Genomic DNA, 26,803 nt, shown 5'->3' with positions numbered 1-26,803 from the left:
AGGAAAATTTTCTTCCTCGCCGAAAACGGTTCTCGGTAGGAATCAAACGGAACGTAATTTTGGATTTTTTAAGGATACGCCTAATACTATTTTTAAGAAATGTTTTTCTAGAGCCTGTCTCAAAAATATCTTAGAATGATTCGAATCGGCGTTTTAAGCAAAGATAAAGTATTTTTGAGATAGCTTCTAATATTTCATATCGATACTAAAGATTCGTTTCAAAACGTTAAGAGAAATCACGATCACTAAATCTCCTATAACGAAACATAGCGGTTAGGGTTTGAAAGCAAGTTCCGATTAAAATACAAACGTGTGTAAGCGACTTAAACCAGATTGGATTTTTCCTTTTCAACCTTAAGAACGTAAGAAAAGTTGGTCATCCGAATGGTGGTGTTCCTTGGACTTAAACAAAATACAAAAACGTTTGGACGAACTAGAAGCGGAGATCGTATCTCTCAAAAAAGAGATTTCAACCGAACAAACGATTCTGGAATCGAAAGAATCCTCACCAACATATCCAACCGTTTCAGAAACGATTCTTAAAAAAAGAAGTCCGGAATGGGAGCTTTTTTTAGGCGGAAATCTTTTAGGAAAACTCGGGTTATTTTCTATACTGCTTGCGTCTTCATGGTTTGTAAAATACGCCTTTGACAATCGTTGGGTAAACGAATCCGTTCGGATTCTGATCGGTTTATCGATGGGTTTTGGAGTTTGTTTTGCAGGTATTCAATTGGCCCGGAAAAAATTTCGGATTTTACCGGAATCGGTTTTGGGAGCCGGATTTTCAATCGTCTATCTCAGTTTATTCGGCGGATATTATTACTACGATTTCTTTTCTCTTTCGGAAATTTTTCTATATCTTTCTTTGTTAAGCGTATTCTCTTCCGGGTTAGCTTATTGGATCCGTAAGGAAATTTTGTATATTTTTGCGTTGATCGGTTCTATTTTATCTCCGGTGTTAATTTCAACAGGGGAAAACTCTTACCGATTTTTATTTGGATATTTAGTTTTTTTGAATATACTGCTTTTTTTAATTTCTAGAAAAACGTCCTGGATTGTGTCTTCTTTTTTTCTGTTGGTTGCGAACTTCGTATTGTATCTTTTCTGGGCGATGAATAATATGCAACAAAGCGGGTTTCTCGTTCCATTTTTGTTTATCAATATTACGTATTTTTTGTTCGTTTATGGAAAGGGTTTCCTGTTTCCGAAACTTGTACAAAAAAACGAAAATTCGGGCGGAGTGTTTCCACGGTGGAATTGGATATTTTATCCTATATTTCTCGTTTTAAATTCTTTGTGTTTCGGACTTATGGGGTATGTGCAAATAGAGGAAACTTATCCGAAATTCGGTTCCCATTTTATATTGTTCGGCGCCGTTCTTTTTTCGTTATGGATTTTGTTAAGTCGAAAAAAATCGGGCTTCTTTTATCCGTCGCAACTTGAAATATTCGAAACGATTCATTTGTATCTTCTTTTGGGATTCACCTTTGTGGCTCTTTTGGATTTTTCGGAAGAAAGTTGGCTTACTTTTTCCTGGATTATTTTTGCGGGTGTAGTCTCTTTTTTGAGTTCAAAATACGGAAACACACATCTCCGATACGTTTCGGCCGGTTTTTGGATTTGGATCTCGGCTTTGGTTAAATTATATTTTTTTAATCCTATGGACGACGTAAATCGTTTGTTTTTGTTAAACGAACGATTTGCTTTATACTTACTTTCTTCCTTATTTCTTTTCGGAACATATTATATTCAAAAAAATAGGGACCCTTTCTGGTTCCATCGAGGATTTATCTATATGGGAATATTCACTTTGATTTTAGGAACTCTGATGGACGTTTATCACACTGTTTATGACGAACATTACAGAAATTTAGCATATTCTTATGTTTTTGCCTTTTACTCTTCTGTATTTTTATTTATAGGATTTAGATATTCCTTTAAATCCTTCAGGATCGCCGGAATTGTGATTACGATTGTACTGGTGGGAAAATTATATTTTTACGATATATGGGCGATGAGTATGATCGTTAGAATCGTCGCCGGATTTACTCTGGGAGTGAGTTTTATACTAGTGAGCCTATTTTATCAAAAGTTTAGAGAAAAACTCATGGACTACAGAAAAACTTCGGGTTTACTACTCCTGCTTTTGTCGGCGATATTCGCTTTCCCTTTGAACGCGGAGGAAATCAACACAAAAGGATATAGATATTATAAGGAAATCCGAATTCCGAAACTTCCCAGTAAAGTTAGCAATGTTGGACAAGAAGAAAACGTATTTTACGGAAAAATAAAATTGGACGAGGACGTCGTTAGACATTCCGGAATCAACGATAGAAGGATTGTTCATAACGGTCGCACGATTCCTTTTATCTCCAGAAACGTAATGGGAGCATCCGATAAGGACGGGGAAAAAAAACCAAATCTTCTTTTTCAGGAAAAAGGGGAGTCCGACATGCATACTTACGTCTTAAAACTTCCGAAAATCCCTACTAAAACGAAATACAAGTCCATTGTCGTAAAAGAAGCGCCGGGAGAATACGAGATTCAGGGAAAAATTTATTTGGGAGTAAATCCTGAAAATTGGAGATTGGATTCCGAGTTTACGATTTATAATTATCAAGGAGGAGACTCGGCGGGCAAAATCGAGTTTACCGCCGCAGAAGACGAAACATACGTTCGAATCGAAATTGAAGAAAACGCTTCCAACATAAATTTAGAATTTACTAAAGTTCTTTACGAATCCGTTTCCGAAAGAATGGAGTTCAAAAAAACCGTGGAAAAAACCGATTTAGAATCCGGTTTTAATTCGGATACGAGATCGAGCGTGTTCTATTTTAGAAATCCTATGAAAGTCCCGATTCATAGAGCGATGTTATCCATCAAGGAAAAGAAGTTTGAAAGAAAATTGAACGTATTCTTTAAAAATTCCTCCAAAGAATTTGAACTAGAACGACTGGGAGGCGGAACAATATTCCGTAAATCGAATGGATCATCGGACACGAATTTAGTTTTTTCAAAACCGATTTCTTCCGAATTAAAAATAGAAATTTTTAACGGAGACGACGATCCGCTGACTCTGGAAAAGATGGAAGTTTTTATTCTTCAAGAAGAAATTATATTCCCTCTCAACTTGGAAGATGATTCGAACTCGATTCAAAATTTAAGAATTTATTATGGCAATCCTTACGCCTTTTATCCGAAGTTCGATTTTGAAAAAACTTTTTCGGAATCCGTATTTCAAATCGGATCCGTAATTCAAGAAGAGCGTGAGAATGAAAATTTCGGTTATTCGATCGGAGAACCTCCCGTTTCCACTTGGATCATTCGAGGTTTTTTCTTTTTCGGATTAATGATTCTATTTTTTTTAACCTATAGGGTTTTTCGTTATAGAACTTCCGATTCAGACGGACCGGTTATCTGATGCGCGCTTTATGGACAAAACGAAGAAGGTTTGAATCATTCATTCGGCGACAAGTCGAAAAAACTTCTCGGAAATGAAATTCGGGTTGTAAAGTCGACCCCGAAATTTGAAACGAATCTTGGCGCAGTTGGTCTACAATTTTACCTGCCCAGCGGCCGAATAAGAAAATTCGAGTTTTGAAATAAATTATAAAATCTTATCGCGATAAAAACAAGATTTTGAGGCGGATTTTCAATGATAGAAATCATATATTCAATTTTTATAAAAAAGATGCCTCAAAAAAAGAGATTCGATTGGAGCATTTTCCGATTTTGATCCGATGAGTAAGAGCGATCAAATATAGAAGAAATGGATTTTCATTTATCCAGAGCGTTTTCCAATTCCTCGAATATTCCTATACTTAAAAGATCCTGGTTTCTAAGATCCAAATCCTGGACCCAAAAATCGACGTATGCGCTTAGTCCTATGAATAAAACGAGAGAGGCGGTTAACATACGCTTGTTTCTCGTTTCTCTTTTATCCCTGCGGATTACGTTTGAAGAAATATTACTTACCCAATTCCTATCTTTTTTTCTTTTTAGGATTTCTTCTTTCAGGGAAAAAATACGATTATTTTTCATAAAATTTCTCCTTGATTCCGACTCGTTTTATCATTTCTTTTCCTCGGAATGCTCTCGACTTAACGGTTCCCGGTTTTACTCCCATCGTTTCCGCGATTTGGCTTTCGGAATATCCCGCAAGATAAAACTCAAGAACCTTTCTATATTTATCTGGAATTTTAACTAAGAGAGAGCGTAACGTCTCGATCATTTCCTGGGAATTCCATTCGGAATGTCTTGAATTTCCATTTAAGTCCGTATTGCTTATGAGGAAGTCTTCCTCTTTTTTGGACTTGGTCAATTTCTCTGCGCGCTCTTCTTCTTTTCTAAGTTTGTTGTTCATTCTTAAAGATTCGTTTCTCGCGATCGTATATAACCAAGTGCTCAGTTTTGATTCTTTGCGAAACTGATCTTTCTTGAGGGCTTTGTACGCTCGAAAATAAGTTTCTTGGGCCACGTCGTCAATGGCATAGGAAAATCTCTCTGCGAGGTTTTTTTCTATTGCAGAGAGGACAATTTCCCGAGTGGAACTTACAATTTCCGTAAATTCAGATTCAGTCATCATGATGACGGTGTTTTTGTTGAAACTCTGTAATCAAATCCACTAATTTATTTCTTTGTTCGGGAGTGAGAATCGTATGAAACTCGATCGCTTTTTTCGTCATAAAAGTTCTCATCTCACTCATTTTATTCATTTCCACTTCGAATGACTTGTTGATTTTTTTCTCGTCTAAAGTTGGCTGACGAAACTCGGCAAGCACTTCTGACGGAATTCTCGGCCCTTGTAGTTTAAGCTCTTTTCTCTTAGACAAGATCTCGTCTTTAATACGATCAAGTTCTTTCTTCTGAGAATCGTTCAGATCCAATTCCGAAGTAATCTTTTTAACGACAAATTCCGCTCTTTTTTCGGGAGACCTATAATGCCTGCATCCTCCTGCGAGTAGTCCCAGGACTAAAAGAATCAAACCGGAAACTTTAAAAATTTTTTTCATTGGATTCCTCCATTGTATAGGACTTGGACCAAAGGGAAAAAATCAGGTTCCACTTTTTTCGGAATTAAGGAAATAAAAGAGCCTTTTAGAGCGAATCGTCTTCAAGGAGTATTTTTGAACCTCGTAGATCAGATCTCCGGTAAAATAGTTGTAATTTTAGTACAATAGACGATCCGATACTACTTCGTATTTTATGAGTTTCTTATATTCCCCAGTTTTTTTCGATTGGTGTCACTTTTTTAAATATCACCTCGAATCACGAATCAGATGTGCGTTAGGGATTAGGGCAAACGCCAGAACCCGAAACAGTCCGAGCACCGATAAAACATTCAAATATTATAATTCTTGAAAATTATGATGCGAAAACGTCTGAATTGAGTTTTGGAAAAATCTTTCTAACATCATTGATGAAATTTATATTCAAGAAAAGGAATCATCCTTTCTTAAACTTTCAAATACCCAAGTAAAAAACCAGCGCAGGTGGCGCCGCTGAGAGGAGCTATTACTGGCAACCACGCGTATTTCCAATTCGAGGGACCTTTACTGGAGATCGGCAAAATGGAATGAGCGAGTCTCGGCCCGAGATCTCTTGCGGGATTGATTGCGTAACCTGTGGTTCCTCCCATGGAAAGTCCGATGCTCCAAACAAGAATTCCCACGAGAAACGTTCCGAAATGTATATTTAAACCCTGCATCGTAGGAGAGAAAATAGAAACGATTCCGAGAATGAGCAAGAAGGTGCCTAAGAACTCGCTGAAAAAATTGGACACGACATGCGAAATTGCCGGTTCCGTAGAAAAAACCGCGAGGATTTTTCCCTGATCCTTTGTTTCCTTCCAATGAGGAAGGTAATGTAAGTAATTGAAAACTGCGCCGAAAAAAGCTCCTGCAACTTGTGCGGGAATATATAACGCTAATTTAGAATAATCGCCGGTTTTGATAGCAAACGCGAGCGTTACCGCGGGATTGAGATGAGCGTCCGAACTTCCGAATGCGTTTGAAGTGAAAATTCCAATCATTACCGCAAAGGCCCAACCAGCGGTGATTACGATCCAACCTCCGTCTTTAGATTTGCTTCTTTCAAGCAGAACTCCGGCCACAACTCCGTTGCCCAAAAGAATTAGGACGAAAGTTCCCAAAAATTCTCCCAAAACAGGCGATAACATTTTTCCTCCTACGAAAATCGGAACTAAAATCTAACATCGGCAATCTGTTTTTCTACCTTCGGATTTTTTCATTTTCTCTTATTTTTTTTTTGATTCGACCGATTAAGAATGTAGGAGGATAAGATGCCCGCATTTACGATTCCAGGACTTAGCTCCGGTCAAGATACAAATTTGATCGTAAAAAAATTGGTGGAACTGGAAGCAAAGCCGATCCGTCGGCTTGAGCAACAGAATTCGTTTAACAAAGCTCAAGTAAAAGCGTGGAACGACCTCAAAGTAGTTACGACCGACTTGCAGAATAAAACAAGAGCGCTCATATCTTTTACCGCTCCTTTTGCGATGAAGAATATCGTCTCCGAACCGGAAGGTGTCGTTAGTGGGGATGCTTCTCGTTCTGCGAGCGCCGGTAAACGTAAAATCGAAATTAAGGAACTTGCAACTTATCATCAGATCTCCGGAGAAAAGACGGACGCGAACAAACAGATTCCTGCAGGTAAGTTCAAAATCTTTTCGGGAGATTCCGAGAAGGAAATCGAATTTTCCGGAGGAACGATTCGAGATTTGGCTTCTTCCATTAAAATTTCCGCCGCGGGTCTTGTGAATACCGGGCTTGTCAAAGTGGACGGCGATAATTACGTTCTTACGTTAACTGCGGGGCTATCGGGCAAAGAGCAGAAACTGAAATTCGAAGATACGAGCGGAATTTTACAAACAGCCAATCTCGTGGGTGCGACCGAACCGGCGGATCCTCCTAAGGTGTTGAACTTTTTTCCAGAAGCGGATCAAACCTCCGTTTTTCAACCGGAGAAATACGGAATCGCAACGGATGCAAAGCCGATTTACAAGGAAGAAAACGACAAGAAGTGGATAGAGATCACGAGCGTGGGTTCGTTTCAGTTCGGAATTCCCACCACGGAGTTGAAAAAGAACGCGAGGGTAGAACTTGTAACCTCCACCGAGTTCGCGCCGGAAGACAAACTAGAATTAGGAATTCTTTATAAAGAAAACAATAAGGAGAAAATGATTTTCGAGACGGCTTCTAAACAGGAAGGAAAAATCGTCCTCAATCTAAAGTCCTTCCCTTCCGGTCAAAAGGCGCATAAGATTCTTTTTGTAAATTCGAGCGATAAAACCGTAATATTAGATTCTTTTCATGTAGTGATTCCGGGAGAATTCAAAGGAGCCAAACCGGCAAAGGAAATCGCCGAAGCGAAAGACGCGGTGTTTCTGATCGACGGGATCGAGGTCAATCGTCCCAAAAACGAAGGACTTACGGATGTTTTGGACGGAGTTTCTTTGAACCTTCTCAAAAAAACCGAAGCACCAGCGAGCATTGACATCAAAACGGATTCGGACAAAGGTGTTGAGATGCTCAAGGAATTTGTCGCCGCATACAACACCGTTTTGAAATTCGGAAAGGAAGCGACCGCGGTGGATAAAAACGCGCAGATCAAGGACGGAAAAGAGGACTCCGGTGAAATCGGTCAGAGCTTTTGGGAAGGAAAATCTAAATCCGGTCTTTTATCAGGAGAACATACCGTGCTTCGTTTGATCGCCGGAATGAAAACCGTCGCGAGTTCTTCTTATCCCATAAGCGGGGAAAACGCTGTAAGAATGTTAAGCGACATCGGAATCAGCACCGGAAACGTCGGGAGCAAATGGGCCAATATTCAGGACGGGTTCCTGATTTTGGACGAAGAAAAACTCCGGTCTAAAATTGCGGAAAATCCGGATTCCGTGCGGAATCTTTTTGCGATTGATACTAACTCCGATGCGAGAATGGATACGGGAGTTGCCGTTGATCTTCTCGAACACATAAAACCTTATACTCAGGATACGGGCGGACTTGTAACCGGGAAGATGAAGATGCTCGAAGAACAAGTCACCGATAACAACAAGAAGATTAAGGAATACGAAAATCATCTCGTGAGTTACGAGAAAAAACTGAAGTCCAAATTTCTTTATATGGAACAAGGAGTCGGTAAAAACAAAGCGGTCGGGGCCTATTTGAATAATAATCTCAAAGGCGCCAAAAACGAGTGATCCAAACAGGAGAGTGAAATGGAAATTTACATCAACGAACATCTGTTAGATAGTTCTCTGGAAAACGAAAAAAAGTTGGGCGAAGTTTTTGGCGAGATCAACAAATGGGTCGAGTCAAAAGGGAAGTATGTTCTTGGTTGTACGGTCGACGGAGTGGAATTTCAAGCATCCAGCATGAACGATCAAGGAATCGAATCAGCGACTAAAATGGAATTTTTCGTGGGTGAGGAGATGGACTTTCTCGTTTCCACTCTGACCGAATTGGATCTTTACGTGGACAAAGTAGGTTCTACGTTATTCGGAAGAGACTCCCTTACCGAAAAAGAATCGAGCGAACTTTCGGACGGGATCAAATGGATTGGAAACGTCCTGAATTCCGCTTCAGCCTTATTGCGCCTTAAACTCGATCAGATTAAACCGATGGGGACAGGCAATACCGTTTCTCAAATTATGTCCGAAATTTCTTCCAACTGCGGAAATCTTGATAACATGGAAGCCATTGAAGTTTTCTTGGAACATCTGAGAGATCTGAAACTTTTTATTATGGATCTGGTTTCCCGAACTCAAGTGCTTGAATTAGATCTTCCCACTCTAAAAGAAATTTTGAATACGTTTATCGATAACATAGGCGGACTCAAAGAAGCTTTTGTAAAGGTAAACGAAGCTTATCAATCCGGAAAAGACGAGGTAGCGACGGAGTTGTTGACCCAATCCGTCACTCAGATCAACGTTCTTCTGACTTCGTTTATCACTTTGAAGTTGAAAAAACCGGATCTGGATTTCTCCGAGATTGAAATCGACGGAATAGGTTTTGAGGAAAAAACGGGAGAGTTGAACGAGATTCTCGCGGCGATCGCTGTCGCTTTGGAAGAAAAAGATATCATTCGTGCCGGAGATTCGATCGAATACGAATTGCCGGGAACGTTAGACGAATTTCTCCCTTTTTTGAAGCTGATTCGGGAAAAAATTTCTTAAAGAATTTCCAAACAAAAAATCGTTATGTCGTCAGATACTTCTCCCTCTCCGTAGGAACCGGAGTAGGAGAGGATCGAGCGGATCATGGAATTTGTGTCTTCTACAATCAGGGAACTGACTGCTTCTAAGAAATGATCTTTTCCTAAAACGTTCCCTTCGCTATTTTTTACTTCGAACAAACCATCCGAATAGAAAAGAATCCTGTCGCCTTTTATCAAGTCAAGTTCGTATCTTTGGATTTTCGGGGACAACGTTGCAAAAAGAATTTCTCCCGAACCTTCGATAGGGTTACAGATTCCATTTCTAATCAACAAACCCGCGTGGTGCCCTCCATAACTATATTCTAATTTTCTTTTGTAAGAGATATATCTCATATATACGGAGGAAAGGGAGTGGAGAGTGATCGTGTCTTTTAAAAGCTCATGTATAAAAAGAAGATTCTTGTCCGTAGATCTACTTCTTCCCGTAGCCGCGTTGAACGCTATCGAAATCATCGCCGCTACCATCGCCGCGGAAATACCATGTCCGGAAACGTCTCCGAAAAGAATGTGCAAGCTTTCATCCTTTTCTTTGATCACCTTCAAAATATCTCCGCCCACTTTAACGTAAGGTTGAAAGTGAGAATAGATTTTATAATCTAGTGAATCCGGGAAGTCCCGAGTGGTAATCATTTGCTGGATGTCTCTTGCAAAATCCAGATCCAAGTCTAATCTATATAATAATCTTCTAATCTTATCAAGCGCATTTTTCTTTTCGGTAATGTCTCTGAGTATATAGACCTTGTCTCGATTTTTTCCGGAAAGAGAAATCGGAGAGGAGGAAACTTCCAGATATTTGTTTTCTATAATTTGCAAAAATTCTCCTGGAGAATCCTGGGAAAGATCTTCTGTTTTTACGCTTAAATTGACGAATTCTTTTCTTTCAAAAAAGGAGTCGGAAGGGAAATCTTCCAGATAATCTTTTAGATCGAAATTCGATCCGAGATTTACATTGTCGGGAAGATGCAACATTTTTCTCGCGGATAAATTGCTGAAAAGAAGGGTTCCTTTGGAAGAAAGAAGAATCAGTCCTTCCCTGATTTCAGAATAAAGTCGTAGCGCGATACGTTCCAACTTTAAATCCATAAATCCGTATTTATGGATCGCTATAAAAATGCAGATCGATTGTATGAGCGTGGCGCTGCCACTTAATGGAGGAAATGTAAGGGAAGGGTTCCAATATCTCGGGAGAAGAGTTGTTGTGAAACTGAACAGAAATGTAAGAATCGTTCCATAGGCGACAAGTCTGGATTGTTGTTTTAAAAGCGGATTGGAAGAGCGAAATCCGTTTCGAATTAGAATGAAACAGCCGACTAACGTAGGGATTACACTTACAAAGTTGCTAATGGGAAGATACAAAGGACCAGTGAGGATCATATCTCCCCAATAAGCGCGAATCGTTCCTGCTACCACCAAATCTGTGCTGATCGTTAACAAAAATGAAACGAGGCAAAAGCCTCTGAAGAAGTAGATCGTAAATCGATAAGAAGAATTTGTAAATCGAACCGCGAATTCAAAAAATAAAAGACCGATAAAGATCCAAGAAAAAGAAGACGCTTTGAAGACGATTGTCGGCCAGTTGTCTGGCAAGAAGGACCAATAGAGGATGAGAGAAACGTGCCAGAGAAAAAGTAAAAAAGAGTATCTTTGATAGAGAGTAACCGTTTCGGATTTTCCTTTAAGTGCGCTTACATAGGCGAACAAAAACCCGTTTATGATTAAAGTCGAAAAAGGAATCAGAATGTATGGATTCATTCTTTAAAGGATCTCCAAAATCAAAATCGTCAAATCATCCGTGAGTTTTCCATTACCGAAGGCCAGGGCTTGGCCTATGCAGGTTTTGAGAATGTTGACGGGAGTATAAACCGAAATTTCGTGCATTTTCAGCATGAAATTTTCGTACCCGAGTATTTCTCCTTCAGGATTTCTCACTTCGAAAAGACAATCCGAATAAAGGAATAAAATATCTCCTTTTTTAAGTTGGAAAGTATAATTGTTCAATTCCGTTTCCGGGGTAATCAACAGAATTCTACCTGCGCCTCTTAGAGGAATGATTTCACCGTCCCTAAAAATCAAAATCGGATGATGACCTGCATAAGAGTATTCTAATATATTTGTGTTTGGGTCGAATGAGAAATAAATTGCGGAAACATGGTGGTTTAATACCGCATTTAAAAGTAAGGTTTGGATTTTTTCCAGAGCTTCTTTCGGAGTTTGATTTGTTTCTATGACCAACTGGAAGGAGATGGACAACATTCCAGTAACCATGGCGGAAGAAATTCCGTGTCCCGAGACATCCGCAAAAAGAACGTCTAGTTTTCCGTCGGAACGTTCTATGGCCCGCAAAAAATCTCCGCCTACTAGTTCGAACGGTTGAAAGTGGGAATAGAATTTATATTTTGAACTTTCCGGAAATATTGTGGAAATCGCGGAAGTTTGCGCGATTTTTGCTATTTCCAAGTCTTTGTTAAAATCGGAATAAAAACGCTCTATTTTTTCTCTGGATTCTATTTTTTCACTGATATCTCTCAGAATATAAAGGTATCCGTTTTCTTTTCCCGTCAATTCTATGTGCGATCTTGTGAGCTCAACTCCTCTACAATTGACATTGAAAATGGGTTCGTACTCTTTGGAAAGATAATCCGGACTTTCTCGATATCCTTTTAAAAAATCGGAAGGATAAAAGTAGGAAGGGGTATTATTCGAAATTCCTAATATTCCAATTGCTGATTCGTTCATAAAAAAAAGAGATCGATCTTGTTTGACCAAAATCATTCCGTCGTGAATGTCTCGAAACAAATCCGCTGCGAGTCCCTCTACGTTGATTCTTAAAAATCCGTATCTCGTAATTGCTGTAAAAATCAGAAAAGACTGGATCAAAATTCCGATTGGAGTCAAAGGCATGGATAACATTCTTCCTTGGTCGTCCACTTGAATGATTTCGGAATAAAAACTCAGGAATATCGCAAACATGGAACCTAGGATAGCCAATCCGGTTTGTTTTTTTTGATCTTTTCCCGAAACGAAAAAGGATTTGGTTAAAACTCCCAAACCGATGAGGGCGGGAAGCGCGACAAAGTTGAAAATGATGAAAAAATACAAAGGACCGGGCTCGCCTTCATTACCCCAATAATAATGAATGCTTCCCTGAATGACCCAGTCTGTGGAAAGAATGATTAGATACGAAATCGGAGTTCCGATCCTAAAAAGCCAAAGAAAAATTCCAGGTTTTCTGTTTAGAAAAGTAAAAACAAATTCCAAATAAAGCGCGCCAAGAGGAAGCCAAGTGATCGAGAGAATTTTAAAAGCCCAAGTCATCCAAGGTGTCGGAGGAAAGGACCAACCGAATGCGTACGTGAAAAGCCAAGCATCTAAAACGATCGTATAAAGTAAATAAGAGCGGATGATCGGGTTGCTTGTACGTCTTGCATATACAAATGCGATGAACATCGTGTTTGCAATGAAAGCCGTCATGGGAAAAAAGAGATAATAATTCATGCGAAAGAACGAATTTGAAAACCGCGCTTGGGATAAAGAATGGATTTTGACAATGAATTTGAAACTATAAAATTTCTATTTTAGATTTCTAAGTCTTTTTTAGGGTTCTATTTATACTTAAGGACGGGATGATTTTTCTTTGATTGTTGTTTTAAGGATGTTTCTTGCGGAAATCTCGTCTTGTTTGAGTTGAACGGTCAGGCTTTCGACGCTAGAAAATTTAATCTCGTTTCGAATTTTTTCCGCGAACGCGATTTTTATCTCTTCATCGTAAATATTTTTTTGAAAGTCGAATATGTTGGATTCCAAAGTTACCGCGTTCTCTCCGAAGGTGGGATTGCGGCCGATGTTAATCATGGAGGAATATTCGATTCCTGCCACGGTGGTAAATCCAGCGTAAACTCCGATGCCGGGAAGGAGGATTTCTGCGTTCGGTTGGACGTTTGCAGTCGGAAATCCGATTTTTCTTCCTCGTTTGTGTCCTCCGACCACAATTCCAGAAACGGAATAGAAGCGATTCAGACAACATGCTGCTTCTTTTACGTTGCCTTCGGAGAGCAGCCTTCTCACATACGAACTGGAAAGTTTGATCTCTTTTAAAAATACCGGATCCATTTTTTCTACCGAGTACTTTAGATTTTTTGCATATTTTTTCAGGAGTTCGTAATTGCCTCTTCTTTCTTTTCCGAAACAATGATTGAAACCAATGATGATGTTTCTGGCTTTTAATTGTTTGAGGAGAATTTCCTCTAAAAACGATTCCGCGCTCATTTCCGCCAATTCTTTGTTAAACGAAAGTACGGCTAAAAAATCGATTCCTTTTTGGCGGATCCATTTTTCTTTGTCGGCAAGAGTCATGAGATTTTTCATTTCGGGTTTTTTTCCGAGTACAATAGCAGGATTTGGATCGTAGGTAACAACGCAGGAAGCGAGTCCGGTTTTTTGAGAAACCTGCAAAACCCGATCTAAGAGGGCTTGATGTCCCAGATGGATTCCGTCAAAGTTTCCCAAGGTAACGACGCAGGGAGAATGAATTATTTTTCCGGCTTGTTCAATTGTAGAGATTGTGATCAAATTCTTCCCGTTCCTGTCGATACTAGAGTAGATGGTTTGGCACCGATTAATACTCGTTTTTTTCTGTTTTACTTTTACCAATACGGAATTTCTCCAATCGAAAGAAAATCCGAAATTTAAAAAATTCATCAACTTTAATCATCAGGGTGAGAGTGGGGAGCCTCTCCATGCTGAGGATTTTAGAACTTACGACGAGCTTTCCACTTGGGCGATTCACAATGGAATGCAACTAGAAAGAGATCGACCAGATTGGGCGCCGGGTGCGGGAACCGACAGGCTTCAAGACGGACTTTGCAGGATGATTCCGGAGGAGGGACTTCGTTTTTATCTGACTGCAGATCCTTTTAGAAACGAGTCACTTTATGTTCAATTGGATCTAACGCACTTTACGTATACTGAAAGACCTAGGGGTATAAAACCAAGGGAATTGAAAGTGTATATGAATGGAGTTTTAAAAACGACGGTACGGTTTCCAGGAAGTAATACGTATTCTTCCCAGTTTCCGGTACGGTTTCGTGTGGATCCTGGAGAATTGATTGAAGGCAGAATGGATTTTAGACTTCTTCCGAATGCGGGAGAGATTGGTCGCTTTTGGGGAATCTGGGATGTTTTATATATATCGAGCGCCCCCTATTCTTAGATATAAGACAGTTCGAAAAGTGCTATTCTTGAATCGACGGAGTTAAGAAGGCCGGTGGCAGATTGATCGCTCTGCCAGTCGTTTGAAGAGGTTAAGACATCTCGCTCCTGAACTCGAAGTATAACGCTCTCTATTTCTCACAATTACTTGGATCTCTTCCGACAATCCTCTGTGAAACGTGCGTGCCCCACCCGCGTTTGGGTGGAGGAGGAGAGGTGGCGGGAAGACTCCGGTGATTTTTCTCTATCAAAAAATCATACTTTTTGCAAGTAAAAAGCCTCGTTCTTGTCGGAACACTTGAAAAAATATGTGTTTTGGATTCTTACTATTTCAAAATTCCTCTCAACTTGTAAGTCCGCCTTCTGAACTGAAGGTTGCAGAGTTTCCCCATGGATCGCTCTCTTGGGGTAAGAACCCGATCCATAGATGAATCTAAATCTCAATCTTTTAGAATCGTAAAAACGATATTAAAAGTTCATAAAGAAATTCAAGTGATCGTATTGAATCCGGGAGACCTTGCTACAATTTACCAATCCTTAAAAAAGACGGATAAAGAAGACTCGCTCAAGATCACAAGACTCATACAACGTTTTCCGATAGACGAATTGCCGGTCGTTCCGATTCCTTCCGATGAAAAAAAGGACAAAAGAAAACTATGCACCGAACAGTAGAATTGTGTAAAACAACTAACACAAAACAAGAATCGGCTTCACAGTTTATTTACTCAGGCTGGTGTGACTCAAATTACAAAGAAACATTTACGAACAAAATTCCCAAGAGAATCTTGCATAAATTTACTTCTTGAACGATACAAAAAAGAAGCAGAAAGAATTTTAAAAGTTTTAAATTTAATGGAACAAAATCTAAAACTAATAGAAGAAGAAATTAAAGAAGCCTTAAAGAAAAACAAGGCTTATGCTCGAACGATCTTTTCGATGTCAGGAATTGGCTTGTTCACTTCTTTGGCGGTCATGAGTTATATGGGAGATTGTAAAAGATTTTCTTCCGCCAAACAAACGTATCACTATGTAGGCTTGGTGTCAAGGGGTTGATATTTCTGGAGATTCCGTTTATTACGGCAGAATTGTCAGCCTTCGATTCGAAGGCTAATTGTTCAAGCCGCCTGGAGTCGAGTCTTGTTCATTCTCAACTGGAGGTAGAATTAAAACATTCTATCAAAGGCTCTATCTAAAAAAAGGTCCTAAAAAATCAATCATAGCGACTTCTCGCAAAATGATCGAAATTCTTTATACAATGATTAAAACGGGAGAGCTTTCGATTCTATGTCTGAATTTGTATTGAATCAAAAATTAGTTCAATATGGTCATGTAATAAAATTGCGGAAGGGCTTGACACAAGAAATATAGGAGAAAGCGTTTCATGCAACGAACAGCGTAGCGTAGTGAGTGGCTCAATAACGGAGTTTTGAAATCAACGTAATCCATAGAAAGTGTTTCACTGACTTCCGAGAACGATCATTGAAATAGATGCCTCATTCTGCAGGAAGCGAGGTTACAGTTGTTTGAAGGTTTTTAACTTTGTTTACGTCGTTTGAACATAAATTTAGACTTCTCTAATAAACACGGAACTGTATTCCGTTTTTTTACATTATAAATGCTTATTTGTGATATAGTGCCCGCTTTTGGCGCGTTTTTCGGATCACTCTTTGATAGATCTTGTTATCTAACCAAGTTTTCTATGGAAATGGGTTCGATACTTTGATCACTAAAACATATCGGAAAAGAACGTGTTCTTGAAATCTTAGCTACCAGAGGTTTTTTCTTCAAAGACTCTTGTTAAGGATAATTGGAACTGAATTCGGTGGGGCTCATGGTCTTGAAGTAAGAAGTTAAACCGGCGACTTTAAAGACTTTTTCGATCGCCGGTTTCATGTTTGCGATAAAAAAAGATCCGTTAAGATCTTGCACGTAGTTCAATTGTTTGATTAACATTCCGATTCCGGATGAATCAATGTAATTAAGCTTTTCAAGATTTACGACTACGTTTTTGTTATCTTTGTTGATGCTACTTTCGAAGAATGTTTTGAGATCAATTGAGGTATAGATGTCGAGACTGCCTGAAAGACTCACGATGTTTGTTTCTCCCGACTTTCTGTGATTGATTTCCATATCGCCTTCCCTTTTCTCAGGATTTGACGATAAGTTCAATCTATTTTTGATAAAATTATGGGGAAAATCCAAGAACCTCCGAAACTAATAAAGGACGGCTTCTGGGAAAATCTACAATGAAAGAAAAATTATTTTATTTCCTGATTTTAATTTCTGCCTTTGCCGGTATTTTGGGCCAAGAGTTCGAACCGGATGGTAAAATGAAAATCCTACCCTACGAACGGGGACAAATTAAGGACCTGGAAGTATTAGGAAAAGATATTGCGGAGTTTCACAAGAGAATAGAAGGTCGTCTCGCCTTTCTAAACAAAAAAAATAAAATACAAAATAATCTTTATAGTCAATTTATTCCCGCGTACGAAGATCAGATTCCTCAAAGTAGAAATCGTTATATGCTAGATCTCAGATTCGTATTGAAAATTTCGGGGGCGAGCACGGAAAATTCTCCCTTGAAATTGGAATCAATCGTGTTTTGGAGTAGAAAATCATTAATTTCCAAAATGCGTCCTCAATATGAAGAGATCAGTATTCTGAAAAACGAAAAGATCAAGAACGAAGGACCAGAATCCATCGAATTGGTCGTGAGAAAAAAAACGGATGCAGGTACGAAAGAAACGGTTTATAACGTAGCTACGATTCGAGAGCCTGCACAAAGGGTAAAACTCGTTCGAATTTATAGAACCAATCTACTGGAAATCATCCGTCGAATCGATAAGTATGTGGAAGGAAACATTAGAACTGACGCGGAAGATGTGGAAACCACGCTCAAAGCAGTGGAAAACGGCGGGCCTTATCAGGAGAACCTTCCCAAGGATTAAAATTTTTCTATGAATGATTCGGGATCTAAAGCCGACTTCCCGGATCATTATAAAAATCTGGGCCTTTCTCCGCTCGCATCTATTGAAAGAGTAAAGTCACGTTATCGAGAGTTGGCCAAGATTTTCCATCCAGACAACCGAGAAACTGGATCTTCCGATCTCTTTCAAAAATTCGCTCACTCTTACCAGATCCTCACACATCCGATTCGAAGAAAAGAATACGATCTTTGGTATCTTTCCAGGCATCCCGAGATTCTCTTTCGGTTTAAATCTTCTCTGGAAGGGGGAAACGACCCGACAAAAATCAAACGGATACCGAATACTAGAATTTTATACGCAGGGCAAGCGGTGGAATTGGCTAAAAAAGGGTTACTTCGGGCGGGAATGAGAAACCGAGATAGAAGGAAGTATTCCGGAATATATTACGATATTAAAATTCTCTTAACTCCTGAAGAATTAAACTTTCCTCTTTCTGCGAAAATTCCTTTGGTAGTGCGTGTTCTTTGTCCGGATTGCAGAGGCTCTAACGTATTTTGCGATTCCTGCGGCGGAAAAGGTACATATAAAAGTTTTCGAAATCTCAACTTAGAAGCGGAAGCCGGTAAACTGCTTCCCGGAAAGGTCTACGAGTTGGATCTTGCTAAACTGAAACCCGAAGGATTCGTCCATTTTAAAAAGAATCGTCTCAAAGTAAAAATTGAACTCCTAGAAGGAGTGAAAAAATAGGCTTTATGCAGAAGGTGATCCGTTTTCATCCGATTTATAAGGAAAGGATTTGGGGCGGTAGAAAACTCGGGAATTTTTCGGGAAGAAAAATCCCAGGAGGGAACATCGGAGAATCCTGGGAAATTTCGGATTATGGAAACGACGTATCCGTGATTAGTAACGGCCCTCTCGTTGGAAAAGACTTTCGGACCGCATATCGGAAAAACACGGATTCGATTTTGGGAAAGCCGTTTCGGGGGAAATCTTTCCCGCTTTTGATCAAGATCATAGATGCAAAGGAAAAACTTTCCGTTCAAGTGCATCCGGACGATTTGTACGCAGAAAAATACGATCCGCAAAGTGCGGGAAAAAAGGAAGCCTGGATTGTTCTACAAGCGGAACCCGGTGCTAAACTTATATGCGATTTTTCTAATGCAACAAGCAGGGAGGAATTCGAAATCCTCGTGGAACAAAATCGTGCCGAGGAGATCTTAAGACAAATTTCAGTGAAGGAAGGTGATTCTTTTCTTTTAAATCCGGGAAAAATCCATGCAATCGGTGCGGGAATTCTTTTAATGGAAGTACAACAATCTTCGGATTCCACTTACAGAGTCTACGATTACGGAAGGCCGAGAGAACTTCATCTCGATAAAGCCCTTGACGTTTTGGATTATTCGGGACGTTTCGAGGAAGTTGTGATGAAACCTTCGCCTAAATTCTGGGATGAAGGCGAAAGGTTTCGTCTAACGGCAAACGATAAGTTTTTGATGGAAACTTTGGAGGTTACCGGAAACGGAAAAATATTTCGAATTCCAGATGTTTACGAGGAATCCGTATTTCAGATTTTGGCCGTTCTACGGGGAAGGATCGATGTGGAGGGGGAAACACTTTCTCAAGGTGATACTTTATTCCTGACCGCGTCTGGTTTGAAAGAAGGAATTTTTGCGACCAATACAAGCGATCTAACGAAACTTTCCATCTTCGGTCCGGGTTCGGACTGGGCGATTTACAAAGATTAGAATTTTTGAATGGACTCGGAAGAACCGATACTATGGATCAGTGAGGAAGAACTCGCAAAACAAAGAAAAATCGCAAAGGATCTTCGTAAAACTCCCTGGTGGAAAAAGAAAAAAGGAACCGGGATCTGCCACTATTGCGGAAAAAAATTTCCTCCCGAAGAGCTTACAATGGATCATCTGATTCCTCTTGCAAAAGGAGGAAAGTCTATCAAGGCCAATCTTGTACCTGCATGCAAAAAATGTAATTTCTCTAAAAAGAATAAACTTCCGTTTGAATTCGATTCCAAAAAGGAAGAAAGCTGAAGATGAACGATCTTTTTCAAGACGAAGGACACGAGGAACAAACTCGGGAAACCGTTCAACTTTTGGACGAGGATGGAAGTCCTCATTCTTTTATCGTCGTGGAAGCTTTGGAGATCGGTGAAAATCAATATCTCCTTTTGACTCCGATTCTGGAAGAGGACCTGAGTTTGATCAATTTAGACGTAAGTTTTTTAAAAGGAGAAGATAACTCGGGTTATTTTGCCGTTCGGCTCGAAACGGATGAATACGGAGAAGATCTTCTGATAGAGGTTCGGGATAAAAGAGAACTCGAAGATATTCTCTCCGAGCTTGATGCGGATATTGTTTGATCGCATTCTGGATCTGAAGCTGTCATAATCATAACTTTGTGAGGCTGTAAATACGGACCGCATTTTTAGGTTAAAATTCTTGATTGGAAACTTACGACGAGAAGTTTCTTTTTTGCTTGTACTTTTGTCCCTGTGTTCTATCTTCAACGTATGCAGAGTTCCGACTCCGGTAAAGAGGCCTTTTTGGTTGGGATTACTGGGATGATCGGAGGAGGCAAAAGTACTGTCGTAAGGATTTTGGAAGAATTGGGAGGTTTTGGGATCAGTGCTGATCATTTAGCGAAACGTTATACGGAAACAGACTCTCCTATTCTTCCGGAGCTAGTGGAACTTTTAGGGAAAGGAATTTTGGACTCGGAAGGAAAGCCGGATCGAAAAAAAATTTCCGATATCGTTTTCAACGACGCCGAAAAACTTGCGAGGCTCAATCGTTTGATTCATCCCAGGGTTCGTGAGGATTTTCAAAGAATTTTGAAAACCCAGGCCCGAGGGAAAATTGTGTTTTGGGAAGTTCCCCTTTTGTTCGAGACCGACGCCTATACGCTTTGCAAAGCGACTGTGGCCGTAGACTCCAATCCAGAAGAATCGATTTTGAGGACGATTTCGAGAGATGGGCTTAAAAAAGAAGACGTCTTGGCGAGAATCTCGAATCAACTTCCTATTACGGAAAAACTGAAAAGAGCCGATTATATCATTAGAAACAAAGGAAACTTGGAAGCTCTCAAGGAAGAATGTAAAAATCTTTATTCCACTCTATTGGAAAAAATATTATGAAAGAAAAAATTTTTTATGTAATCAATCTAGATAATAAGAGAATCCTAATTCTCTCTACGTTTTTAATCGGACTACTCTTCTCTTTCTTTTTCTTAGGAGTTTCGGTCGGTAAAAAACGTGCGGGCGATTCCAACGAAGAATCCTTAACATTAAACGAATTCAAAAATCAGAAAATTCAGGATTCGATACCTTTTTCGGAACCTGGTCAAATTCCCTCCGAAGGCAACAATGTGGTTGCGTCCGCCGAAATCCCCGAGGCGAATGTTAATTCTCCTTCAAACGCGAATTCCCAAGAATCTGTGACCTTTAAAAATATTCCACCTGCTACCGAAGTTGTGGAGTTTAAAAAGCCGGGAGTAATTTCGACTAATGTCGAAAAGGAAAATAGAACTACGCTTGAAACTCTTTCCGCGAAAGAACCGAGTGATTCCAAAAAGACGAAACGAAGCGAGGAAAAAAAATCGAAACGGATTTCCTCCAAGTCTTCAGTCGAATCGGGCGGCTTTTCACTTCAAGTTGCGGCTTTTAAGGAAAAAGAAAAGGCGGATGGATTGAAAAAATCAATTTCTGGAAAAGAGAAAAACACGAAAGCAATCGTCAAAAAATCCAGGAATGGATATTATACGGTGCGATTCGGATTTGCCTCTTCTAAAAAAGAAGCAGAAAGTTTTGTAAAGCTATTACCTGTAAAATTAAGATCCGGAGCCATCGTAGTCAAGGATTGATTTTTATATTGACATAAGTTATGTGGCTTACGAAATCTGTTCCCTGAATTAAGAATGGATCAACAGGTGTTAGAACTAACACGTAAAGCGGTAGTTCGTGCGACTATTGAAAGGCTTCGCACAACTTATTCGGACCTTCTCGTTATTAAAGGATATGATGGGATTCCGGATTTTTTCGAATTTAATTTATATGCTCCCGCGAACAAAGAAGAAAGAGATAACGCTTTAGAAAATCTTTATGAGAAGCTAAAAACGGTCGCGGGTAAGTCCATGACCGAAAGCATTCATCAGATTATTCTTCTGAATCGTCTAACGGACTCTTTAGACTACGACACTGCCAAGGTCGTGATCGAAAATAATCTTATGGAAGATGGTCAAATCTCCAGAAATAACCTTTATGCTGCGATGGGTGAGGCGAATCGTTTTAACGAAAGAAGAACCCAAATCCAAATGGTAGGCAATACGCTTAGATTCTTTTTTTCCCTTTCCAAACTTCCTATGATCAAACTCGTACTGGCTCCGATTAAGGTGGCCGCGTCCATGGTGGGGGCTACTTCTCTTATGAGAACGATGGAAGCGGGTTACGAGTTATCGAGTAAAATTAAGGACCTTGATCCTTTTATTGATGCGTTTTTAGATAGAGAGATTCGTCTGATTGCAACTTTGGAAAAAGGCAATTCGGTTGTAGAATCTGTCAATTAAAAATTATTTATACCTATAATGTGGCGAGTCGATATCTTTCGAATATTCGAATGGACTCCGAATAGAGAAATCCGAAATTAAAAAACGAAATTTATACGATTACTTCAATGGCCTTACGGAGATCGAAGGCGCTGGCAAGGTTTTATTTCGTAGAATTTTAAATTATTAGAATATTCAATTCAATGAAAGAGGGATTCGTTATCGAATGGACTTTTGACGCTGAATCGTTATAATTGTATCGATTTATTGTAAGGTTTTTGGGACTTGAGATCTACCTTACGCGTCGGGGATAAGGAACAAATTTGTTTAAAAGTTAGGCTTTTAGAATTTGAGTCGGGTACGATTTTTTCTGGTGAGGAATTTTAAAAGTCGAACGACCGGAGGGCGCAGAAGATGAAGGAAGAGAAGAAATCTCAAATAGAAAATCTTTCCGTAAAAACCGGATTAGCTCCTTTTTGGAAACGTTTTCTTTTTTTTAGAGCTGTTCAAAATGGAAATGTCGAAAGGGTTCGTTCTTATTTGCAAGACAGATTGAATCTAAATCGTTCTCACGGTATGACTCCTCTTTCTCTCGCGGTGAGATACGATCAATTGGAGATTGTTCGTATTCTTATTGAATACCTTGCCGATCCGAATCTTCCCGATGAAAAGACGGGCTTGACTCCGCTCATTCATTCTATTTTGGAAGATTGTTCTTCGGCGATGATATCTACTTTGATCGAAGGTGGTGCCGATCTGGATCAAAGGGACAAGAAGGGAATGGGCCCTTTACATTACTGTGTGAACGAAGGAAAACTGGAATCTTTGCGGTTTCTTCTGGAAAAGGGAGCCGATCCGAATGTGCGGGATTTGGACGGAGTTACTTGTATCAATCTTGCGAAATCTTCTCACGGAATGTCTGAGTTTGTCGAACTTCTTTTAAAGTATGGAGCCGATCCGACGATTAAGGACAAACACGGAAAAACCTATCTGATGTGATCCGCTTTAAGAGGCGAATTCAATTGACAAGCCGGGAAGAGACGAAAGCCTGAAAGTGGAAGAAAGTAGAATGAAACCTCCCATGAGTCAGTCCTGTCAACATTATCCGGAATGCGCCGGTTGTGATCAATTGCATATCGGTTACGAAAAACAACTTCAACACAAGCAGGAAAGGATCGAAAAACGGTTTGTAGATTTCCAAGGACTTGAAATCCGACCGATTGTAAAAAGTCCGAAGGAGCAAAAGTATCGTCATAAGGTTCAACTTCCGTTCGGACATCGTAAGATCGGGAAAAAATCAGTTCTCACTTTAGGACTTCATAACAAAGAGAATACATACATCATTGATCAAAAAGAATGTAGAATTCAAGATGCCGACTTAACTACCGTGGCCGCTGCGATCCGACATTGGGCGCGTACCGAAAATGTCATTCCCTATAATGAGAAAAATGGAAGCGGACTTTTGAGACATATCGTACTCAGAAAGGCGAACGCATCCCAGGAGATATTAGTAGGAATCGTGACGAATGCGACCGAAGTTCCTGGAAGAAAAAAGCTTGCCGACAGATTACATTCTTACATTCAGCAATTCTTATATAATGAGAAGTCGAAAGCTGAGATCGTGGGAATACTGCAAAATGTAAATCAGAGAAATACTAAGGTCGTTTTGGGCGAAAAAGAAACGACTTGGTACGGAAGGCATTTTGTAAAAGAAAAGATCGGTGATCTTGATTTTCAGATCGGACTTTCCACGTTCTTTCAAGTGAATCCGTTTCAGATTGAAAATCTTTACGATCTCGTTTTGGAGGAACTTCCGAGCGATTCGAACGTAGTGGATGCCTATTGTGGGATCGGAACGATCTCCTTATATGTCGCATCCAAATCCAAAAAAGTGATCGGACTGGAAGAGAATCCGAATTCGATCCGTTCCGCAATTGGAGCCGCAAAGGCGAACGGAATCGTAAACGCCGCCTTTATCAAGGGAAAGGTTTTACATTCTTTACAGGCGGCTTTGAACGAAAAAACAGATGTAGTTATTTTGGATCCTCCGAGAGAAGGACTCGACCCTGAGACGAAAAAGATATTATTAAGTTCTAAAATACATAAGATTCTTTACGTTTCTTGCAATCCAGAGACTCTACTAAGGGATGCGCTTATACTTACTAAAGTTTTCAAATATACGAAGATGACTCCGGTGGATTTGTTCCCGCATACGAGTCATCTGGAAAGTGTTTCGGTTTTTACGAGATGATTTCTTGCGGATCGGTTATATAACGTAATTCTACCTAAAGAACTCGCTTTAAAACCTCAAAAAATATCTCAAACGATTTACAAGTTTTTAAGAAAATGTGGAGACTTATATTATCTCAGATCCATTTCGAATTAAAAAAATATAATATTTCTTTTAGAAAGTTTTTTAATTTTCTAAAACTGAACTTACGTTATTTGCGATAAAGCTGCCGTGTTTTCGTTATCTCACTTTATTCTTAAAAAATAGAGAGGAAATCTGACGGGAATCGAATATTTGTTCCCGAATTTCGTTAGACAACTTCGGATCGAATCGATTTTACAAAGGGATCTTTATCGAATTTTGAAAAATCTTAAGAACGATTTCCGCCAGTTCTTCCTGTTTTGTAAAGAAACAGATTTGATACCTAGTTTCTTCCTGAAAGGTTTTGAGGTATGAAAGGGCGGAATCGATTCTTTCTATATCTAGATGAACAAAAGGCTCGTCTAACAAAAGGATTCCGTACTTCGGAACGGTCTTACGAGCCAAGAAGAGCTTGAAAATCAGATAGAAAGTTGCTAATGTTCCGCCCGAGAGATGATCAATGGGCCTGAATTCTCCGGATTGGTCCTTCATCTTGATCGATTCTTTTTTGTCGATGGATTCGAAAGAAATTTCTCGTTTCGGAAGCATAAGGTTGATTTCTTTGCCGATTTCGGAAGATATAAACGAGAACTGAGCCGATTGATCCTTGGAGATTTCTTCGATGAGTTCCTGGGCGAATATTGCGGATCTACGTTTGGAAATAATATTAGAAAAATATAATTCTTTTTCGGAAAGGGTTTGGATCGTACGAATCAGATCTTTTTCCTTTTCGGGAAGAGAATCCTGAATCCGAGCCTCTTCTACTTGAATTGCGGTATTCAATTCTTTTAAATTGGTTTCCAGGGATTGAAGCTCTTTTTCGAGTTCCTTTTTTTTCGAATCTCTGAATGGTCTTTGCGGATCATTCGGAAATTGGGTCGGAACGTCATCCATAGTCGCGATCATAGCTTTTTGCCGAATTTCTAGATCTTCCAAACTTTTGGCGGAGTGATCTGTGAGAATTTTTTTAAGACCTTCGGAAAAATTTTTGGATTGGGCTTGGAGTTCCGCGACTTGTTTGTGATAGTCTTGGATGGTAGCTACTTTTCTATCGTTCAGCCAGGAATTTATTTTGGATTGAAGTTCTGCGGACTTCTCGGATTCGAGTCTTAAGGTCGAACGAATCGTGTCGAGCTCCCTTGACAATGTACGGATTTCTTTTTCCAAGATATCGGTCTGGCGTGATTCTAAATCGAAATTTTGGATTTGTTTTAGAAAAAACTGTCTTAGATGATCGATTTTTTCTATAAAGGGAATAGAATATTCCGGAAATGTTAAGTTCCATAGACCGGAGATTTTGAGAACGAAGTTTTTTTCCTTTTCGGAACTATATCTGAAATTGACGGATTCCTTTTTTTGCACGAATAGAAAAAAGCCAAGAACGATCAGGCTTGCGGAAATCAAGGCTGCACTTGAACGTGCAATAGGCGAAAATTCGGAAAGTAAAAATGCGCCGACAAGCCCTAAAAAACCGAGTCCGATTAAAATAATTCCTAGAATTTTACTGGAAGAATTGGAATGATTCGTTCGAATCTCTTCGGTAAAACCGTCTTCTCGAAGAGTATTATCGATTTTTTCGCACCATTCCTCCGCCTTTTGTTTCATTTTTTGAAGGGTTGGGAGCAGATTTTGTTGCTCGTCTAGATGTTTCTTTTTGGAGTTGATTGCATTTTCTTTATCTTTGAGCAATGTCTCGGAAGAGTAGAGGGCGTTCCGGGATTTTTCGATTTCTTTTTGAAGGTTTTCGAAAGAGGAGGATTCGTCCTTTGCGTAAAGAAAGTTTTTCTTGATGAATTCTTGAATGGATTTTAGTCTTTGAATTTCGAAAAGAGATTCCAAAAGTTTGATCTTTTTTTGGATTTTAGAATCTAACTCGGAATCTTTTTCGATTTGAGCGAGTTTGTCTTTGATTTCGAATTCTCTGTTTCGGTCTCTGAGATGTTTTTCCTCTTTTTCGGCGTTGTTTTTGTTTCTGGAATGTAGGTTTTCGATTTCGAAAATCAATTCGGTTCTTTTCGATTTAAGATCCGAAATTTCTTTTTTTAAGGTTTCGAAAAGATTCGAGTCCTTACTTCCCGTTTTCGGAGAATGGATCTTTTTAAGCGAACTTGCAATTCCATCCAAGTCGATTCCGCTGTTAAGAAGTTTGCTTCGGAGAAAATCGGGTTTGATGAACTTGTCGTTGTTAAACGCGAATTCTAATTCACCTTCTCTGAGAGAAACGCAGTGGACATACTGAGGCGCCGTTTCCTTGGAAAGATCGGGAACGTTGCCTAGAATATTATAACTCTCTAAACTTTTTTCACCGTAACGAGAAAGAATACTTTTTTTTGGTTCTTGATTTGCAGTAAGAAACTTGCTACCGATTGCGAGTCGGAGTGCGTCGAAGATCGTGGTTTTTCCGGATTCGTTTTTGCCGAAAAAAACGGTGACGGTGTTCGAAAGATTAAATTCTTTCTGAACGAATTTGCCGAATTTGCTCAATTGAATTCCCGAAATCATT

At 39.5% G+C, this 26,803-nt stretch carries 24 protein-coding genes and 1 pseudogene; 16 read left to right on the top strand and 9 right to left on the bottom strand.

All coding sequences use genetic code 11. The annotated features are described in order from the left end of the window. The first annotated feature begins 397 nt into the window (after positions 1–397). On the top strand, positions 398–3,421 hold the full coding sequence (locus LEP1GSC190_RS13805; protein ID WP_002746776.1) for a DUF2339 domain-containing protein: 3,024 nt from the start codon (positions 398–400) through the stop codon (positions 3,419–3,421). A 356-nt stretch (positions 3,422–3,777) separates the two neighbouring features. Here the strand turns inward: LEP1GSC190_RS13805 and LEP1GSC190_RS13800 are convergent, their stop codons facing one another. The 4 genes from LEP1GSC190_RS13800 to LEP1GSC190_RS13785 all read right to left on the bottom strand — a co-directional run bounded on the left by LEP1GSC190_RS13800 (position 3,778) and on the right by LEP1GSC190_RS13785 (position 6,178). Next, on the bottom strand, positions 3,778–4,041 hold the full coding sequence (locus tag LEP1GSC190_RS13800) for a hypothetical protein (RefSeq protein WP_002746925.1): 264 nt from the start codon (positions 4,039–4,041) through the stop codon (positions 3,778–3,780). After that, positions 4,031–4,585 carry an RNA polymerase sigma factor gene (locus LEP1GSC190_RS13795; RefSeq protein ID WP_002746721.1) on the bottom strand — a complete coding sequence of 185 codons (555 nt, stop codon included), beginning with the start codon at positions 4,583–4,585 and terminating at the stop codon, positions 4,031–4,033. Before LEP1GSC190_RS13795 ends, LEP1GSC190_RS13800 begins: the two co-directional genes overlap by 11 nt. After that, the gene (locus LEP1GSC190_RS13790) at positions 4,575–5,012 is read right to left on the bottom strand and encodes a Spy/CpxP family protein refolding chaperone (protein WP_002746716.1); all 438 of its coding nucleotides are present in this window, start codon (positions 5,010–5,012) and stop codon (positions 4,575–4,577) included. Before LEP1GSC190_RS13790 ends, LEP1GSC190_RS13795 begins: the two co-directional genes overlap by 11 nt. A 443-nt stretch (positions 5,013–5,455) precedes the next feature. Beyond that, positions 5,456–6,178 carry an MIP/aquaporin family protein gene (locus LEP1GSC190_RS13785; protein ID WP_002746737.1) on the bottom strand — a complete coding sequence of 241 codons (723 nt, stop codon included), beginning with the start codon at positions 6,176–6,178 and terminating at the stop codon, positions 5,456–5,458. Positions 6,179–6,301: 123 nt separating this feature from the next. Here LEP1GSC190_RS13785 and fliD point away from each other — a divergent pair, with 123 nt between their 5' ends. Both fliD and LEP1GSC190_RS13775 read left to right on the top strand, forming a co-directional pair. Further along, positions 6,302–8,221, top strand: a complete 1,920-nt coding sequence (gene fliD, locus LEP1GSC190_RS13780; RefSeq protein WP_002746855.1) for a flagellar filament capping protein FliD — start codon at positions 6,302–6,304, stop codon at positions 8,219–8,221. An 18-nt stretch (positions 8,222–8,239) separates the two neighbouring features. After that, on the top strand, positions 8,240–9,196 hold the full coding sequence (locus tag LEP1GSC190_RS13775; RefSeq protein WP_002746734.1) for a hypothetical protein: 957 nt from the start codon (positions 8,240–8,242) through the stop codon (positions 9,194–9,196). On the opposite strand, the gene LEP1GSC190_RS13770 is transcribed toward LEP1GSC190_RS13775, so the two are convergent. The 3 genes from LEP1GSC190_RS13770 to LEP1GSC190_RS13760 all read right to left on the bottom strand — a co-directional run bounded on the left by LEP1GSC190_RS13770 (position 9,193) and on the right by LEP1GSC190_RS13760 (position 13,806). Next, entirely contained in the window at positions 9,193–10,989 is a 1,797-nt protein-coding gene (locus LEP1GSC190_RS13770; RefSeq protein ID WP_002746751.1) for a SpoIIE family protein phosphatase, read from the bottom strand. The genes LEP1GSC190_RS13775 and LEP1GSC190_RS13770 overlap by 4 nt on opposite strands. A gap of 3 nt (positions 10,990–10,992) precedes the next feature. Beyond that, positions 10,993–12,732: a SpoIIE family protein phosphatase gene (locus LEP1GSC190_RS13765; RefSeq protein WP_002746890.1), complete on the bottom strand. Its 1,740-nt coding sequence runs from the start codon at positions 12,730–12,732 to the stop codon at positions 10,993–10,995. 117 nt (positions 12,733–12,849) lie between these two features. Then, positions 12,850–13,806, bottom strand: a complete 957-nt coding sequence (locus LEP1GSC190_RS13760) for a bifunctional riboflavin kinase/FAD synthetase (protein ID WP_002746826.1) — start codon at positions 13,804–13,806, stop codon at positions 12,850–12,852. On the opposite strand from LEP1GSC190_RS13760, the gene LEP1GSC190_RS20825 reads away from it, so the two are divergent. The 3 genes and pseudogenes from LEP1GSC190_RS20825 to LEP1GSC190_RS13745 form a co-directional block, all read left to right on the top strand. After that, positions 13,720–13,926: a hypothetical protein gene (locus tag LEP1GSC190_RS20825; protein ID WP_081586357.1), complete on the top strand. Its 207-nt coding sequence runs from the start codon at positions 13,720–13,722 to the stop codon at positions 13,924–13,926. The two genes, LEP1GSC190_RS13760 and LEP1GSC190_RS20825, sit on opposite strands and share 87 nt — an antisense overlap. Continuing rightward, positions 13,838–14,446, top strand: a complete 609-nt coding sequence (locus LEP1GSC190_RS13750) for an LIC10729 family protein (protein WP_002746920.1) — start codon at positions 13,838–13,840, stop codon at positions 14,444–14,446. The genes LEP1GSC190_RS20825 and LEP1GSC190_RS13750 overlap by 89 nt, the downstream gene beginning before the upstream one ends. A gap of 428 nt (positions 14,447–14,874) precedes the next feature. After that, positions 14,875–15,813, top strand: a pseudogene (locus tag LEP1GSC190_RS13745) (IS110 family RNA-guided transposase); the annotation flags it as partial. A 429-nt stretch (positions 15,814–16,242) separates the two neighbouring features. Here LEP1GSC190_RS13745 and LEP1GSC190_RS13740 read toward each other — a convergent pair. Then, positions 16,243–16,575, bottom strand: a complete 333-nt coding sequence (locus LEP1GSC190_RS13740; RefSeq protein WP_002746799.1) for an STAS domain-containing protein — start codon at positions 16,573–16,575, stop codon at positions 16,243–16,245. A 116-nt stretch (positions 16,576–16,691) separates the two neighbouring features. On the opposite strand from LEP1GSC190_RS13740, the gene LEP1GSC190_RS13735 reads away from it, so the two are divergent. The 10 genes from LEP1GSC190_RS13735 (at position 16,692) to rlmD (ending at position 24,180) form a co-directional block, all read left to right on the top strand. Further along, positions 16,692–17,393 carry an LIC_12936 family protein gene (locus tag LEP1GSC190_RS13735; protein WP_002746910.1) on the top strand — a complete coding sequence of 234 codons (702 nt, stop codon included), beginning with the start codon at positions 16,692–16,694 and terminating at the stop codon, positions 17,391–17,393. Between the two features lie 9 nt (positions 17,394–17,402). Continuing rightward, entirely contained in the window at positions 17,403–18,119 is a 717-nt protein-coding gene (locus LEP1GSC190_RS13730; protein ID WP_002746898.1) for a J domain-containing protein, read from the top strand. 5 nt (positions 18,120–18,124) lie between these two features. After that, positions 18,125–19,117 carry a type I phosphomannose isomerase catalytic subunit gene (locus tag LEP1GSC190_RS13725; RefSeq protein WP_002746798.1) on the top strand — a complete coding sequence of 331 codons (993 nt, stop codon included), beginning with the start codon at positions 18,125–18,127 and terminating at the stop codon, positions 19,115–19,117. Positions 19,118–19,126: 9 nt separating this feature from the next. After that, entirely contained in the window at positions 19,127–19,420 is a 294-nt protein-coding gene (locus LEP1GSC190_RS13720) for an HNH endonuclease (protein WP_002746719.1), read from the top strand. 2 nt (positions 19,421–19,422) lie between these two features. Then, a complete protein-coding gene (locus LEP1GSC190_RS13715) occupies positions 19,423–19,749 on the top strand; it encodes a DUF1292 domain-containing protein (protein WP_002746694.1) in 327 nt (108 codons plus the stop codon). Positions 19,750–19,899: 150 nt separating this feature from the next. Next, the gene (gene coaE / locus LEP1GSC190_RS13710) at positions 19,900–20,523 is read left to right on the top strand and encodes a dephospho-CoA kinase (RefSeq protein WP_036037182.1); all 624 of its coding nucleotides are present in this window, start codon (positions 19,900–19,902) and stop codon (positions 20,521–20,523) included. Next, positions 20,520–21,248, top strand: coding sequence for an SPOR domain-containing protein (locus LEP1GSC190_RS13705; RefSeq protein WP_002746842.1), 729 nt, complete (start codon positions 20,520–20,522; stop codon positions 21,246–21,248). The genes coaE and LEP1GSC190_RS13705 overlap by 4 nt, the downstream gene beginning before the upstream one ends. 54 nt (positions 21,249–21,302) lie before the next feature. Next, a complete protein-coding gene (locus LEP1GSC190_RS13700; RefSeq protein WP_002746698.1) occupies positions 21,303–21,950 on the top strand; it encodes an FFLEELY motif protein in 648 nt (215 codons plus the stop codon). 393 nt (positions 21,951–22,343) lie between these two features. Further along, positions 22,344–22,928, top strand: a complete 585-nt coding sequence (locus LEP1GSC190_RS13695; protein WP_002746853.1) for an ankyrin repeat domain-containing protein — start codon at positions 22,344–22,346, stop codon at positions 22,926–22,928. Between the two features lie 70 nt (positions 22,929–22,998). Then, the gene (gene rlmD / locus LEP1GSC190_RS13690) at positions 22,999–24,180 is read left to right on the top strand and encodes a 23S rRNA (uracil(1939)-C(5))-methyltransferase RlmD (protein ID WP_036047861.1); all 1,182 of its coding nucleotides are present in this window, start codon (positions 22,999–23,001) and stop codon (positions 24,178–24,180) included. A gap of 315 nt (positions 24,181–24,495) precedes the next feature. Here rlmD and LEP1GSC190_RS13685 read toward each other — a convergent pair whose 3' ends face one another. Continuing rightward, entirely contained in the window at positions 24,496–26,802 is a 2,307-nt protein-coding gene (locus tag LEP1GSC190_RS13685) for an ATP-binding protein (RefSeq protein WP_002746731.1), read from the bottom strand. Between the last annotated feature and the right edge of the window lies 1 nt (position 26,803).

The organism is Leptospira mayottensis 200901116, assembly GCF_000306675.2.
Lineage (GTDB): Bacteria > Spirochaetota > Leptospiria > Leptospirales > Leptospiraceae > Leptospira > Leptospira mayottensis.
The sequence above is the reverse complement of the archived record's forward strand: the minus strand, read 5'-3'. Positions and strand labels throughout refer to the sequence as shown.

Excerpts from the sequence above, each read along its gene's own strand:
- LEP1GSC190_RS13725 (WP_002746798.1), top strand. The coding sequence starts at position 18,125 with ATGCAGAAGGTGATCCGTTTTCATCCGATTTATAAGGAAAGGATTTGG.
- LEP1GSC190_RS13775 (WP_002746734.1), top strand. The coding sequence starts at position 8,240 with ATGGAAATTTACATCAACGAACATCTGTTAGATAGTTCTCTGGAAAAC.
- LEP1GSC190_RS13795 (WP_002746721.1), bottom strand. The coding sequence starts at position 4,585 with ATGATGACTGAATCTGAATTTACGGAAATTGTAAGTTCCACTCGGGAA.
- LEP1GSC190_RS20825 (WP_081586357.1), top strand. The coding sequence starts at position 13,720 with ATGGATTCCGTCAAAGTTTCCCAAGGTAACGACGCAGGGAGAATGAAT.
- LEP1GSC190_RS13790 (WP_002746716.1), bottom strand. The coding sequence starts at position 5,012 with ATGAAAAAAATTTTTAAAGTTTCCGGTTTGATTCTTTTAGTCCTGGGA.
- coaE (WP_036037182.1), top strand. The coding sequence starts at position 19,900 with ATGCAGAGTTCCGACTCCGGTAAAGAGGCCTTTTTGGTTGGGATTACT.
- LEP1GSC190_RS13750 (WP_002746920.1), top strand. The coding sequence starts at position 13,838 with ATGGTTTGGCACCGATTAATACTCGTTTTTTTCTGTTTTACTTTTACC.
- LEP1GSC190_RS13740 (WP_002746799.1), bottom strand. The coding sequence starts at position 16,575 with ATGGAAATCAATCACAGAAAGTCGGGAGAAACAAACATCGTGAGTCTT.
- LEP1GSC190_RS13800 (WP_002746925.1), bottom strand. The coding sequence starts at position 4,041 with ATGAAAAATAATCGTATTTTTTCCCTGAAAGAAGAAATCCTAAAAAGA.
- LEP1GSC190_RS13765 (WP_002746890.1), bottom strand. The coding sequence starts at position 12,732 with ATGAATTATTATCTCTTTTTTCCCATGACGGCTTTCATTGCAAACACG.
- LEP1GSC190_RS13770 (WP_002746751.1), bottom strand. The coding sequence starts at position 10,989 with ATGAATCCATACATTCTGATTCCTTTTTCGACTTTAATCATAAACGGG.
- rlmD (WP_036047861.1), top strand. The coding sequence starts at position 22,999 with ATGAAACCTCCCATGAGTCAGTCCTGTCAACATTATCCGGAATGCGCC.
- fliD (WP_002746855.1), top strand. The coding sequence starts at position 6,302 with ATGCCCGCATTTACGATTCCAGGACTTAGCTCCGGTCAAGATACAAAT.
- LEP1GSC190_RS13785 (WP_002746737.1), bottom strand. The coding sequence starts at position 6,178 with ATGTTATCGCCTGTTTTGGGAGAATTTTTGGGAACTTTCGTCCTAATT.
- LEP1GSC190_RS13720 (WP_002746719.1), top strand. The coding sequence starts at position 19,127 with ATGGACTCGGAAGAACCGATACTATGGATCAGTGAGGAAGAACTCGCA.
- LEP1GSC190_RS13705 (WP_002746842.1), top strand. The coding sequence starts at position 20,520 with ATGAAAGAAAAAATTTTTTATGTAATCAATCTAGATAATAAGAGAATC.
- LEP1GSC190_RS13685 (WP_002746731.1), bottom strand. The coding sequence starts at position 26,802 with ATGATTTCGGGAATTCAATTGAGCAAATTCGGCAAATTCGTTCAGAAA.
- LEP1GSC190_RS13730 (WP_002746898.1), top strand. The coding sequence starts at position 17,403 with ATGAATGATTCGGGATCTAAAGCCGACTTCCCGGATCATTATAAAAAT.
- LEP1GSC190_RS13715 (WP_002746694.1), top strand. The coding sequence starts at position 19,423 with ATGAACGATCTTTTTCAAGACGAAGGACACGAGGAACAAACTCGGGAA.
- LEP1GSC190_RS13695 (WP_002746853.1), top strand. The coding sequence starts at position 22,344 with ATGAAGGAAGAGAAGAAATCTCAAATAGAAAATCTTTCCGTAAAAACC.
- LEP1GSC190_RS13735 (WP_002746910.1), top strand. The coding sequence starts at position 16,692 with ATGAAAGAAAAATTATTTTATTTCCTGATTTTAATTTCTGCCTTTGCC.
- LEP1GSC190_RS13700 (WP_002746698.1), top strand. The coding sequence starts at position 21,303 with ATGGATCAACAGGTGTTAGAACTAACACGTAAAGCGGTAGTTCGTGCG.